The following is an 11,577-nucleotide window of genomic DNA, read 5'->3' as shown; positions in this document are numbered from 1 at the left end:
CACGGCCACCGTCAGGCCGCCGCCGTCGCGCGGGGTCGCGGTCACCGTGCCCCCGTGCGTCCGCACGATCGCGCGCACGATGGCCAGGCCGAGCCCCGCGCCCGGGCGGTCGGGGTGAAGCCGCTGGAACGGCTCGAACAGGTCGTCCACCGCGTACCTCGGGATGTGCGGCCCGGTGTTCTCCAGCTCGATCGACACCGAACCGCCGAGCACCCGCACCAGCGCCCGAACCCGCCCGTTCTCCGCAAGGTTGTGCCCGACGGCGTTGCCGGCGAGTTCGGCGGCGCAGCGCTGGAGCAGGGCCCGGTTGCCCGTGGTCCACGCCGGACGCAGATCGGCGGAGATCTCCACGCCCGGCGTGGCGGCGTTCCGCAGCGCGGCGTCCAGGATCTCGCGCATGTCCACCGATTCGCGGGTGGCCGGTTCGCGCTCGCTGCGGGCCAGCGCCAGCAGCCCTTCGATCAGCCGCTCGGTGCGCGCGTTGACCTCCAGCAGGACGTGCCCGAGGGTACGCAGGTCCGCGGGCCCGCCCGGCAGTGACAACGCCACCTCGATCACGGTCCGGTTGATGGTGACCGGCGTGCGGAGTTCGTGGGAGGCGTTGGCCACGAACCTGCGCCCGCCGTCGTACGCGTCGTTGAGCCGGGCCAGCATGGCGTCGAAGGTGTCGGCCAGCTCCTTCAGCTCGTCCTTCGGCCCGTCAAGGGCGATCCGCTGGTGGGCCAGGGTGTTCTCGGACAGCTTGCGGGCGGTCTCGGTCATCCTGCGCACCGGCCGCAGCGCCCGGTCCGCGACCAGGTACCCCGCGATCACCGCGGCCAGCCCCACCCCGATCAGGACCGGCAGCGACAGGGTCAGGAAGGTGGACTCTCCCGCGCCCACCGCCGCCTCCCACTGCCGCCGGTACTCCCGGGCGACCGCCGCCGCCTGCTCAGGCGTGGCGCCGGGCAGCAGCACCGTCCGCCGGTAGACCGGCGCGACCGTCTGGCCGATCACCGGATACATGACGATCAGCAGCAGCACGCCCACCGCGAAGTACAGCGCGCTGTAGGTGAGCGTGAGCCGCCACCGGATGTTCATCCGGGCGAACACCGGCAGAGGCAGGGAGACGGGGTCAAGCCGCGCCGGTTCGCCCTCCCGCATTCGCATTACCCCCTGGTGTGCGATTTCAGCGACGCGCCCGGCGGGGCCGGCCGGATTTCCCCGTTCCGCCGGCCAGGTCGTTTTCCGCGCTTTTCCAATGCTTCGTCACATGCTTGCGGAAGGCCGGTAAGCGGGTCGTAAGAGCGCCGGACGCTCAGGGGAGGAGCACGAGCTTCCCACGGGCGTGCCGCGTTTCCAGCAGGCGCATGGCCTCGGGCGCCGCCTCCAGGGCGAACGTCTCCTCGATGACCGGGAGGAGTTCCCCGGCGGCGGCGAGCCCGGCGAGGTGCGTCAGTGCCTCGGCGTCGGGCCTGGCGGTCAGACTGCGCAGGCGGTGGCGTGTGAAGGGCCGGGTGACGGCCACCGCCGCCACCCGGGGCAGCGGGCCGAGCAGCCGCCCGCCGTCGCCGGTGGAGGCGACGTACACGCCCCGTGGCGCGAGCAGGCGGCGCATCTCCCCGACCCGGTGACCGCCCGCGAAGTCGATCACGGCGTCGAATCCGCGCGGGCCGCCGAGCAGGTCCTCCGTGGTGTAGTCGAGCACGTGGTGGGCGCCGATCGAGCCGACGAGCTCGACGTTGCGCGTGCTGCACACGCCGGTGACCTCCGCGCCGAGCGCGCGGGCGAGTCGTACGGCGAAGGTGCCGACGCCTCCCGAGGCCCCGTTCAGCAGGACCGAACGCCCCGGCCCGACCTCGCCGAGCCGCAGCGCGGCAAGGGCGGTGGTCGCCGCCACCGGCAGGGTCGCGGCCCGCTCGAACGTCAGCCCGGCCGGTTTGACGACCAGCCGGGACTCCGGCACCGCCACGTACTCGGCGAACGCGCCGCCGCCGGCCTCGCCGAGCACCGCGTCCCCGGCGGCGAAGCGGGTGACCTTCGGCCCGGCCGCCGCCACGGTGCCGGCCACGGCCCGCCCCAGGATGGGCCGTTTCGGCCGGCGCAGCCCCGACACCAGGCGCGCGGCGCCGGGCAGGCCGTGCATGAACACCCGGTCACCGTGGTTGATCGACGTGGCGTGCTGGCGGACGAGCACGTCGTGGTCACCGATGGCGGGCACGGCGGCCTCGGAGTACCGCAGCACCTCGGACGGGCCGTACGTGTCGTAGACGATCGCTTTCATGACGGGCCTTCCCTCAGCGGTTCCGGGCACGGGCGATCCCGCCCACGACGGCGTTCAGTACGGTGATGACGGAGATCACGACCAGGCCGATGCCGACCCAGCGCGGCACGTCCGGCGACCAGCCGGCCGCCTGGACGAACGCCGGGTTCAGCGCCTTGCCGTTGGCGACGAGCCAGATCAGCGTGACGGGCGGGGCGACGTCGGCGACCGTCCCGGCGACGGCGAGCGGAACGCTCCAACGCGCGTGGTACTTCGCGAAGGCGTACCCGAGGTCGGCGACGACGAGGGCGACGAACACGTACACCACGCCCGTCTCCCACAGCCAGGGGGACAGCGGACCGATGGGGTCGCCGCCGGGGGTGCGCTCGGTGGTGAGCATCGGCGAGAGCAGGATGAGCGCGCACAGCAGCACGGTCGCGACGGTCACACTGGTCAGCTCGCCGTATCGGAGACGGCGGCTGGGCGGATCGGGCAGCGCGGCGGGGGTCCAGGGCCGCTCGCGTCGCGCTCCTCGGCCGGGTGCGGCGGCGCGCTCGATGACCGCGAACAGGACCGTCGTCCATAACGCGATGTGGACACCGGTGGTGAGCGCAGCGCCCAGCGCCTCGCCGAGCACGCCGGAGAGGGTCGCGCCCTGGACGGCCCGCGCCCCGGCCACCGCGACGGCCACCGCGGGGACGGCCGTGACCAGCAGCGCGGTCAGCAGGCGGGTGTAGCCGGAGTACAGCGCGGGACCGATGAGGTGGCGGGGCCCGTCGGCGTAGCCGGCCGCGAGCCGCGCCGGATCGCCGAGCCCGGTGAGCACGGCCGCCTCGGCGTCGGCCGCCGGCTCGCCGGACCCGGCGCGGTCCTCCACGGCGTCGGCGATCGAGGCGCGCAGTTCCCGTTCGATCTCGGGGCGCTGCCGCGCGGGCAGGCCGGTCAGCACGGCCTGGATGTAACGGTCGGTGAGTGAACCGCTCGGAGCGGACGTCATGGTTGCTCGCCTTTCAGGTGGCCGAACGCGGTGGTGAGGCTTTCCCAGTCGCGGCTCAGGGCCTCCGCGAGCGCGGCGCCCTTGTCGCTGGTGCGGTAGAACTTGCGCGGCCGGGACTCCTCGGTGTTCCAGTCGCTGCTCAGCAGGCCCTGTTTCTCCAGGCGGCGTAGCAGCGGATAGAGGGTGTTGGCGTCCACGGCGAAGCCCCGGCGGTCGAGCTGGTCGAGTAGGGCGTAGCCGTAGTCGGGCTTGCGCAGGATGAGCAGGCAGGCCAGCACGACCGTGCCCCTTCGCAGCTCTTGCAGGTGGGTGGCGAGCAGCTCATCTTCTAGCACGACTCACACTATAGTGTGTGTCACACAGTATGTGCAACGCCGGAAGCGGCCCGCCCCGGCGCCACCGGGGCGGGCCGCCCGGGAGATCAGGACTTGATGACCTTCTCCGGGGTGATCGGCAGGTCACGGACGCGGACGCCCGTGGCGTGGTACACCGCGTTGCCGATGGCCGCGGTCAGCCCGGTCGAGGGCACCTCACCGAACCCCCGCGCGCCCAGCGCCGGGCTGGAGGGGTCGGGCCGGTCGATGAAATCGACCTCGATGTCCGGTACGTCGGCGTTGACGGGGAGCAGGTAGCCCGACAGGTTCGGCGTGAGGACGCGGCCCAGGTACGGATCGACCAGGGTGTGCTCGGTGAGCGCGATGCCGACGCACCAGATCGCCCCGCCGATGACCTGACTGCGGGCGGTCTTCGGGTTGATCACCCGGCCGGGGTCGAAGACGCCGACGACCCGGCGCAGCCGGATCCGGCCTATGCCGGGATCGACGTGGACCTCGGCGAAGTACGCGCCGACCGAGAACCGCCGCGGGGTGAACGCCGCCGGGGAGACCACGACCTCGATCGGCTTGCCGTGCCGGCGCATCACCTCGCGGTGCGCGATCCGCCGGGAGGGCCGTTCGGTGTCGAACAGGTGCCCGTCCCTGGCGGCGACCCGCTTGGGGTCCAGGCCGTGCAGCGGACTCTTCGAGTCGGCCACGGCCAGCGCGATCAGCCGGTCGCGGCCCTGCGTCGCCGCCCGGACGACGGCCTCGCCGACGCTCGGCACGGTCGTCGAGGCCGCGGCGACCACCGACCGGGGGAAGGCCGAGTCGCCGAGGGCGAACTCGACGCCGCGCAGCGGCAGGCCGAGCACGTCCGCGCCGATCTGCGTCATCACCGTGTAGGTGCCGGTGCCGACGTCCTGGGTGGCCGAGCGGATGCGGGCGGTGCCGTCCTCCTTGATCACCAGGTCGGCGCCCGCGCCGGGGACGCCCCCGGAGGCGTGCGCGGCGGTGGCCATGCCCCAGCCGATCAGCCCGTCCCGGTCCCGCATCGAGCCGGGGCGGGGGTCGCGCCGGGCCCAGCCGAACCGCTGCGCCCCGCGCCGGTAGCACTCGCGCAGGTGGTTGCTGCCGTGCGGGTGGCCGGTCTCCTGGTTGGTGGCCGACCAGTTGCGCAGCCTCAGCTCGACCGGGTCCATGTTCAGCGCGTAGGCGAGTTCGTCGAGCGCGGATTCCAGCGCGTGCCCGCCCGACGCCTCCGGAGAGCGGGTGAAGTTGGCGATCGGAAGGTCCAGCCGGACCGCCCGCTGCGTGGTGCGCACGTTCGGGCAGGCGTAGATGACCCTGGTCTGTCCCGGGTTGTTGAACATCAGCTCGTCGGTGCGCGACACCTGCTGGGTGAGGGTGTGGTCGATCGCGGTGAGCCGCCCATCCCGGGTCGCGCCGACCTGGAGGCTGTGCCGCGTCTCGGCGCGGTGGCCGCTGGCGGTGTAGCTGTCGGCCCGGGTGAGCACCAGTTTGACCGGGCGCCGGACCTGCCGAGCGACCGCCGCGACCAGGATGGGCTCCGGCCACGACAGCGCCTTGCCGCCGAACCCGCCGCCGAGGTACGGGCAGACCACCCGCACGCTCTCCCCCGGCAGCCCGAACGCCGCCATCAGCGACCTTTGGAGGTCGCCGACGCCCTGGGTGGACGCGTGCACGGTCAGCCGGTCGCCGTCCCAGGCCGCGACCATGGCCGTGGGCTCCATCGCGTTGTGGTGCTGGAGCGGCGTGGAGTACTCGGCCGCCACCTTGACGTCCGCGGACTCGAGCCCGGCGGCCACGTCACCGCGCGTGTAGACGGGCGGGCCGGACATGGGATGCGGCTCGGGCAGGTAGGCGAGGTCCATGTTGGCGGCCAGCGACACCTGCGGTGTCTCGGCGTCGTAGGCCGGCTTGACCAGGGTGGCCGCGTACCGGGCCTGCTCCAGCGTGCCCGCCACCACGATCGCGACGGGCTGGCCGGAGTATCGGATCTCGCCGTCCTGCACGGGCAGGAAGCCCTTGAGGAACATGGTCTGCGGGCCGGGGACGGTGAGGCGCGGCATGTTCTGGTGGGTGAAGACGCCGAGCACGCCCGGGGCGGCGGTCGCCTTCGCGGTGTCGATGCCGGTGACCCGGCCGCGCGCGATCGTGCTCTTCACCAGTACGGCGTGCGTCACGCCGGTGACCTCGGTGTCCGCCGCGTACCGGGCCGCACCGGTGACCTTGGCCACCCCCTCGACCCGGGAGACCGCCCGGCCGACCACGGACGCGCTCATCGCGACCCCCCGAACTCGCCCAGCGCCTCGGCCAGGGCCCGCTGGACCAGCGCGACCTTGAACGCGTTATGCTCCCGCGGCACCGCGTCCCGTACCAGCGCGGCACCCGCCGCCTTGATCGCCGCCGCGTCCAGCGGGCGGCCCACAAGCGCCTCCTCCACGGCCGCCGGCCGCCAGGGCCGGGGCGCGATCCCGCCGAACGCCAGGCCCGCCTCGCGCACCACACCGCCCTGCGTCCGGACCAGTGCCGCGACCGAGACCAGCGCGAACTCGAACGTGGCCCGCTCGCGCAGCTTCACGTACCGGGAGCCGCGGGCCAGCGGGGTCACCGGCACGTCGATCCGGGTGATCAGCTCCCCCTGGCCCAGCACGGTCTCCTGGTGCGGGGTGTTCCCCGGCGACAGATAGAACCCGGCCATCGGGATCGACCGCGCGCCCCGGGGGCTCAGTGTGTGGACCGTGGCCCCGAGCGCGGTCAGCGCGACGGCCAGGTCGGACGGATGGACCGCGATGCAGTGCTCGCTGCCGCCCACGATCGCGTGCCGGCGGTTCTGGCCCTTGATCGCCGGGCAGCCGCTGCCGGGCGACCGTTTGTTGCAGGGCATCGCCGCGTCGCGGAAGTACCAGCAGCGGGTGCGCTGGAGCAGGTTGCCGCCCATCGAGGCCATGTTCCGCACCTGCGGCGAGGCCCCGGCCAGCAGCGCCTGCGACAGCACGGGCAGCCCTTCGCGGACCGCCGGATGGGCCGCGACGTCGCTCATCCGGCTCAGCGCGCCGATCTCGATCCGGCCTTCCACCTTCCGCAGGCCGGACAGTGGCAGCGCGTTGATGTCGATCAGATGATCATGATGTTCGGCGCCGTCCTTCATCAGGTTGAGCAGGTCGGTGCCGCCGGCGACGAACCGGGCCCCCGGCCGGGCGGCCAGCGCCACCGCGACCTGCGGCCGATCGGGCCGGGTGTAGGCGAAGTCGTCCATCAGCGCAGCTCCCTGGCGGCCTGCCGGACGGCGGCCACGATGTTCGGATAACAGCTACAGCGGCACAGGTTCCCGCTCATCCACTCCTTGATCTCCGCGTCCGAGCCGGCGTGCCCCTCTTCGATGCAGCCGATCGCGGACATCACCTGGCCCGGCGTGCAGAACCCGCACTGGAGGGCGTCGTTGCCGATGAACGCCGCCTGCACCGGATGCAGCCGCTCCCCGTGGGCCAGGCCCTCCACGGTGGTGATCTCCCGGCCCTGCTGCATCACCGCCAGGGTCAGGCAGGATTTGATCCGCCGTCCGTCCACCAGCACCGTGCAGGCCCCGCACTCCCCGCGGTCGCAGCCCTTCTTCGTGCCGGTCAGCCCGATCCGCTCGCGCAGCGCGTCGAGCAGGGTCACCCGGGGTTCGAGTTCCGGCTCGTGGAGTCTGCCGTTGACCTTCAGCGGCACCCGCGCCGGGCCGGTTTGCGTACCCGCCGGTTCGGTGTCCGCGGCGGCGGTGTCCTGGCCGGCCGCGATGGGCGCCGCCGCTGCGGCGGCGACGCCTGCCCGAAGGACGGTACGTCTGGTGGCCGTCGATTCCGCGCCGATTTCGTCACTGGACATACCGCTCAGCTCACCTCGGGGAGGTCTCGGGAAAGAAGGGGCTCGTCCAGGACGTCGAGCGCGCGGAGGCGGTCCCCCGGCGCCCGGCGTGATTCCCGGCGTCTACGAATTCAGTGGCAATGGCGGAACCGATCAATTCGATCCCACACCTGACCAAGACATGCACGGTGCACTCCTCGCGGTGAATCGACCTGGAAACACTCCGGCACCGGGGGTTCGGCGGACGCCGAAGCGGCGAGGCCATCGCCGGGACGGAAGGCGGCTCGCCTCCGGCCGCCGGTCCTCGCGGCCTCGCGATACGGGCATCACTCCAGCTCGGCATGGCCTGCACGGACAACGCGCCAACTGAGCGGAGTGACTCTCATAGCCTCTCGAATCGCTGGGCTCTCTTCGGAAACAATCTTTACTCCGAGACTGACCACCTGCCAGGCCATTCCTTGCTCATTTTCGGCGTGACCGAAGGGGCGGGCAAGACATCGAGTGACACTCATGTCGTGTTCTGTTGGGCCGCACGTCATCTGCCGCCTTTACCGTGCCGCACATGAGACGCATCACGATGGCGGTCGGCTCCGCCGTACTCGCCCTGGCCCTCGCGGCTCCCGCGCAGGCCGAACCGGTCCCGGGCAACGGACAGGAAGCCGAGGAGCGGGGCTGGGGCCGGGCGACGCTGACCGGGTTCGCATCGCTCCCGGCGCTGACGTACGTGCCGGGCAGCCCGATCTCGGGCACCCAGCTCGGCACCGCGCCGGTGAACGGCGTGACCGCGCCCTTCCCCGGCCAGCCCGTGCAGGGCTTCAGCGGCATCGTGGACCGGCACGACGGTACCTTCGAGGCGCTGTCGGACAACGGGTTCGGCGCGAAGGCCAACAGCGCCGACTTCCTGCTGCGGATACACCGGATCAGGCCCGACTTCCGGGCGAACACCATCAAGGTGCTGGGCGGTTTCTACCTGTCCGACCCGCACCGGCACGTCCCGTGGGCGCTGACCCGCCCCGACCGGGTCCTCACCGGCGCGGACTTCGACATCGAGTCGATCGTGCGGCTGCGGGACGGCAGCTACTGGATCGGGGACGAGTTCGGCCCGTTCCTGCTGCACGTGTCCCGGCACGGCCGGCTCCTGGAGCCGCCGGTCCCGCTGCCCGGCGTCAAGGCCCCGGAGAACCCCGGCCTGAACGGCGAGCAGCCGAACCTGGGCGGCAGCAAGGGCTTCGAGGGCATGGCCAGGTCGGTGGACGGCCGCAGGCTCTACCCGCTGCTGGAGGGCACGGTGAGCGGCGACCCGGCGGGCACGCTGCGCATGTACGAGTTCGATCTGCGCCGGGGCCGGTACACCCCGCGCCGGCTGACCTACCGGCTGGAGGACCCGGCCAACGCCATCGGCGACGCCGTCTCGGTGGACGACCACCGGTTCCTGATCATCGAACGGGACGGGCTGCAGGGCGACGCCGCGAAGTTCAAGCGGATCTACCTGGCCGACACCCGCGACCGCGACCGCGACGGCGCCCTGGACAAGACGCTCGTCGCCGACCTGCTGGACGTGGCGAACCCACGGCGGCTGGGCGGCTTCGGAGAGACCTTCCGGTTCCCGTTCCAGACCATCGAGGACGTGGTCATCCTGGACGACCGCACGCTCGGCGTGCTCGACGACAACAACTTCCCGGGCTCCAACGGGCGGACGCCGGGGGTGCCGGACAACAACGAGTTCATCACCATCCGGCTGGCCGAGCGGCTGCACGCCGACCGCCGCGCGTATCGGTAGCCGGGCCGATCAGCCGGCGTTCTCGACCTCACGGCCACCGGGGGCGCGAGGACCCGGCCGATCTCCCATTGGTGATCGAACCAGTTGCGGAAGAAGTCGGTGCTGTCCTTGGACGGCTCGTCTCCCTGTTTGGCGTAAATGAACCTTTTGTTCTGTTCGTGGAGCTTCCAGGAGTCTCCGACCTTACGCCACTCGAAGTAGCCGACGAACATGTGGTCATTGTCGATGAGAAAGGCGCGGATGGACGGCAGGTGCCGGTATCCGCGCCACTCGATCCGCACCGGGCGGGCCTTGGCCGCGATCTTCCGCCGCATCGATTCGAGCATGGCGCAGCTCGCGATCATCTGCTCGGTCGCCCCCTCTTGCAGATTATCGATTTCCGGTGATTCGGGATCGACCAGCAGCACCCGCACCTCCCACACCGACCTGGTGGTGTACTTGTCGATCACCTGGTCCAGGTAGTGCAGGGTGAACCGGCCGGTCCGAGGCCAACTCGGCGGGGTGCTGGACGCGATCAGGGACCACTACCTGCCGCAGAAGTGACAGTACGGCCACGAACCAGGTGATCGAGTTAGATTGAGGGCACATCTGCCGAAACGAGCGCCTGGCGAGGGGATTTGATGATCATTAACCTGGTGGACCCGGACGGTTACGCCAAGAACGGCGCCCCCCACGGCCAGTTCCGCTGGCTGCGCGCCAATGAGCCCGTCTACCGGCACCACGGCGACCTGACCAGGGACTGGCCCGACTTCTGGGCCGTCACCAGGCACGAGCACGTCGTCCAGGTCTCCCGCAACCCCGCGCTGTTCTCCTCCCACCGCAAGCTCGCGCTCTTCGACGAGCTGCCCGAGGCCGAGCGCGAAGTACAGCGGATGATGATGATCAACCAGGACCCTCCCGACCACACCCGCCGCCGCTCCCTCGTCAACCGGGGCTTCACCCCCCGCATGATCGCCAAGCTGGAGAAGCACATTCAGGAGATCTGCGAGATGCTCCTGGACGACGTCGACCGCCGCCCCGAGGTCGACTTCGTCCGGGACGTCGCCGCGCCGCTCCCGCTCTACGTGATCTGCGAGCTGCTCGGCGCGCCCGTGGAGGACCGCGACAAGCTGTTCAACTGGTCCAACCGCATGATCGGCAGCGAGGACCCGGACTACTCGGCCGCCCCCGAGGACGGCATGGCCGCCGCGACCGAGATCTACTCCTACGCCGCCCGCCTGGCCGCCGAGCGCCGGGAGAACCCCCGGGACGACATCGCCAGCCGCCTGCTCCGCCCCGACGAGAACGGCGAGACGCTGTCGGACGAGGAGTTCAACCTGTTCGTGATGCTGCTCGTGGTGGCCGGCAACGAGACCACTCGCAACGCGGCCTCCGGCGGGATGCTCGCCTTCTTCGACAACCCCGCCCAGTGGGACCGCCTGGTGGCCGATCCGGCCGGGCTCGCGGCCACGGCCGCCGACGAGATCGTGCGCTGGGGGTCGCCGGTGAACATGTTCCGCCGTACGGCGACGGCCGACACCGTCCTCGGTGACCAGAAGATCAGCGAGGGTGACAAAGTGGTGGTCTTCTACCCCTCGGCCAACCGCGACGAGTCGGTGTTCGACTCGCCCGAGGTCTTCGACATCACCCGCGACCCCAACCCGCACATCGGCTTCGGCGGCGGGGGCGCGCACTTCTGCCTCGGCAACCACCTGGCCAAGCTGGAGCTACGGGTGCTGTTCGAGACGCTGGCCAGGCGCTTCCCGCACATCAGGCAGACCGGCGAGGCCCGCAGGCTGCGCTCCAACTTCATCAACGGCATCAAGACCCTGCCGGTGGACCTGCGTCAGTCGTCGTCTCCCTCGTAGTCGGCCGAGCAGCCGCCCTCGCCCGACGTCGTGTCCCTGGGAACCCCGTCCACCTTGATCACACAGGTCAGGCGCTGGTCAGGGTTCTTGGCGTCGTTGGGCACCCGGGCTTCGAGGCTCAGGCCGCCGAAGGAGCCTTTGACGGACTGGGTCTCGGAGTAGGGGAGATCCTCGGACGAGGAGTCGTCGTCGCCATCGATGACCGTCTCCACCTCGACGGGGCCCTTGCCGGTGACCTCCATGGTGATCTGGTGGACCGGCTGGGAGGAGTCGGCCACCACGCCGATGCCGACCACCGCCGCCAGCACGGCCGCGATCACCCCGCCGATGTGCGCCCCCGGGTTGCGGGCCAGCCGGGACTCCTCGGGGTCGGTCACCTTGTTGGCCGAGGTCGCCATCAGGGCGAACACGATGGCCGGGATCCACGCCACACCGCAGGTCACGAACCCGAGCCCGAAGCACACCCAGGCCGCCGTGCTGTACGGGGCGCCGGGCTTGCGCGGGGGTTTCGGGGGCCCCTGGTG

Annotated in this window: 11 protein-coding genes; 3 read left to right on the top strand and 8 right to left on the bottom strand. The window is 71.5% G+C overall.

The annotated features are described in order from the left end of the window. From C1I98_RS26445 to C1I98_RS26415, 7 genes are all read right to left on the bottom strand, one after another. Nucleotides 1-1,143 (bottom strand): sensor histidine kinase (locus C1I98_RS26445; RefSeq protein WP_111170135.1); only part of this gene is annotated, 1,143 nt, incomplete at its 3' end. A 154-nt stretch (nt 1,144-1,297) separates the two neighbouring features. Further along, on the bottom strand, nt 1,298-2,263 hold the full coding sequence (locus C1I98_RS26440; RefSeq protein ID WP_111170134.1) for an NAD(P)-dependent alcohol dehydrogenase: 966 nt from the start codon (nt 2,261-2,263) through the stop codon (nt 1,298-1,300). 13 nt (nt 2,264-2,276) lie between these two features. Next, the gene (locus tag C1I98_RS26435; protein ID WP_111170133.1) at nt 2,277-3,239 is read right to left on the bottom strand and encodes a permease prefix domain 1-containing protein; all 963 of its coding nucleotides are present in this window, start codon (nt 3,237-3,239) and stop codon (nt 2,277-2,279) included. Then, nucleotides 3,236-3,574: a PadR family transcriptional regulator gene (locus C1I98_RS26430; RefSeq protein WP_111170132.1), complete on the bottom strand. Its 339-nt coding sequence runs from the start codon at nt 3,572-3,574 to the stop codon at nt 3,236-3,238. Before C1I98_RS26430 ends, C1I98_RS26435 begins: the two co-directional genes overlap by 4 nt. 86 nt (nt 3,575-3,660) lie before the next feature. After that, nucleotides 3,661-5,859, bottom strand: a complete 2,199-nt coding sequence (locus C1I98_RS26425; RefSeq protein ID WP_111170131.1) for a xanthine dehydrogenase family protein molybdopterin-binding subunit — start codon at nt 5,857-5,859, stop codon at nt 3,661-3,663. After that, a complete protein-coding gene (locus C1I98_RS26420) occupies nt 5,856-6,836 on the bottom strand; it encodes an FAD binding domain-containing protein (RefSeq protein ID WP_111170130.1) in 981 nt (326 codons plus the stop codon). Before C1I98_RS26420 ends, C1I98_RS26425 begins: the two co-directional genes overlap by 4 nt. Continuing rightward, on the bottom strand, nt 6,836-7,447 hold the full coding sequence (locus C1I98_RS26415; RefSeq protein ID WP_111170129.1) for a (2Fe-2S)-binding protein: 612 nt from the start codon (nt 7,445-7,447) through the stop codon (nt 6,836-6,838). Before C1I98_RS26415 ends, C1I98_RS26420 begins: the two co-directional genes overlap by 1 nt. 541 nt (nt 7,448-7,988) lie before the next feature. Between C1I98_RS26415 and C1I98_RS26410 the strand changes: the two genes are divergently transcribed. The 3 genes from C1I98_RS26410 (at nt 7,989) to C1I98_RS26400 (ending at nt 11,053) form a co-directional block, all read left to right on the top strand. Then, nucleotides 7,989-9,206, top strand: coding sequence for an esterase-like activity of phytase family protein (locus tag C1I98_RS26410; protein WP_111170128.1), 1,218 nt, complete (start codon nt 7,989-7,991; stop codon nt 9,204-9,206). 71 nt (nt 9,207-9,277) lie between these two features. Next, nucleotides 9,278-9,592 carry a hypothetical protein gene (locus tag C1I98_RS40685; protein ID WP_146607642.1) on the top strand — a complete coding sequence of 105 codons (315 nt, stop codon included), beginning with the start codon at nt 9,278-9,280 and terminating at the stop codon, nt 9,590-9,592. Between the two features lie 234 nt (nt 9,593-9,826). Continuing rightward, a complete protein-coding gene (locus C1I98_RS26400; protein WP_111170126.1) occupies nt 9,827-11,053 on the top strand; it encodes a cytochrome P450 in 1,227 nt (408 codons plus the stop codon). On the opposite strand, the gene C1I98_RS41730 is transcribed toward C1I98_RS26400, so the two are convergent. Continuing rightward, nucleotides 11,032-11,577, bottom strand: a 546-nt coding sequence (locus C1I98_RS41730) for a hypothetical protein (protein ID WP_158558190.1), incomplete at its 5' end; no start/stop codon positions are given. The two genes, C1I98_RS26400 and C1I98_RS41730, sit on opposite strands and share 22 nt — an antisense overlap.

This window comes from Spongiactinospora gelatinilytica, from assembly GCF_003236385.1.
In the GTDB taxonomy this organism is placed as follows: Bacteria; Actinomycetota; Actinomycetes; order Streptosporangiales; family Streptosporangiaceae; genus Spongiactinospora; species Spongiactinospora gelatinilytica.
This window is presented reverse-complemented; position numbering and strand designations above follow the sequence as displayed.

What these genes read in the sequence shown, in the direction of transcription:
- C1I98_RS26425 (WP_111170131.1), bottom strand. Translation starts at nt 5,859, where the DNA reads ATGAGCGCGTCCGTGGTCGGCCGGGCGGTCTCCCGGGTCGAGGGGGTG.
- C1I98_RS26415 (WP_111170129.1), bottom strand. Translation starts at nt 7,447, where the DNA reads ATGTCCAGTGACGAAATCGGCGCGGAATCGACGGCCACCAGACGTACC.
- C1I98_RS26410 (WP_111170128.1), top strand. Translation starts at nt 7,989, where the DNA reads ATGAGACGCATCACGATGGCGGTCGGCTCCGCCGTACTCGCCCTGGCC.
- C1I98_RS26435 (WP_111170133.1), bottom strand. Translation starts at nt 3,239, where the DNA reads ATGACGTCCGCTCCGAGCGGTTCACTCACCGACCGTTACATCCAGGCC.
- C1I98_RS26420 (WP_111170130.1), bottom strand. Translation starts at nt 6,836, where the DNA reads ATGGACGACTTCGCCTACACCCGGCCCGATCGGCCGCAGGTCGCGGTG.
- C1I98_RS26400 (WP_111170126.1), top strand. Translation starts at nt 9,827, where the DNA reads ATGATCATTAACCTGGTGGACCCGGACGGTTACGCCAAGAACGGCGCC.
- C1I98_RS26440 (WP_111170134.1), bottom strand. Translation starts at nt 2,263, where the DNA reads ATGAAAGCGATCGTCTACGACACGTACGGCCCGTCCGAGGTGCTGCGG.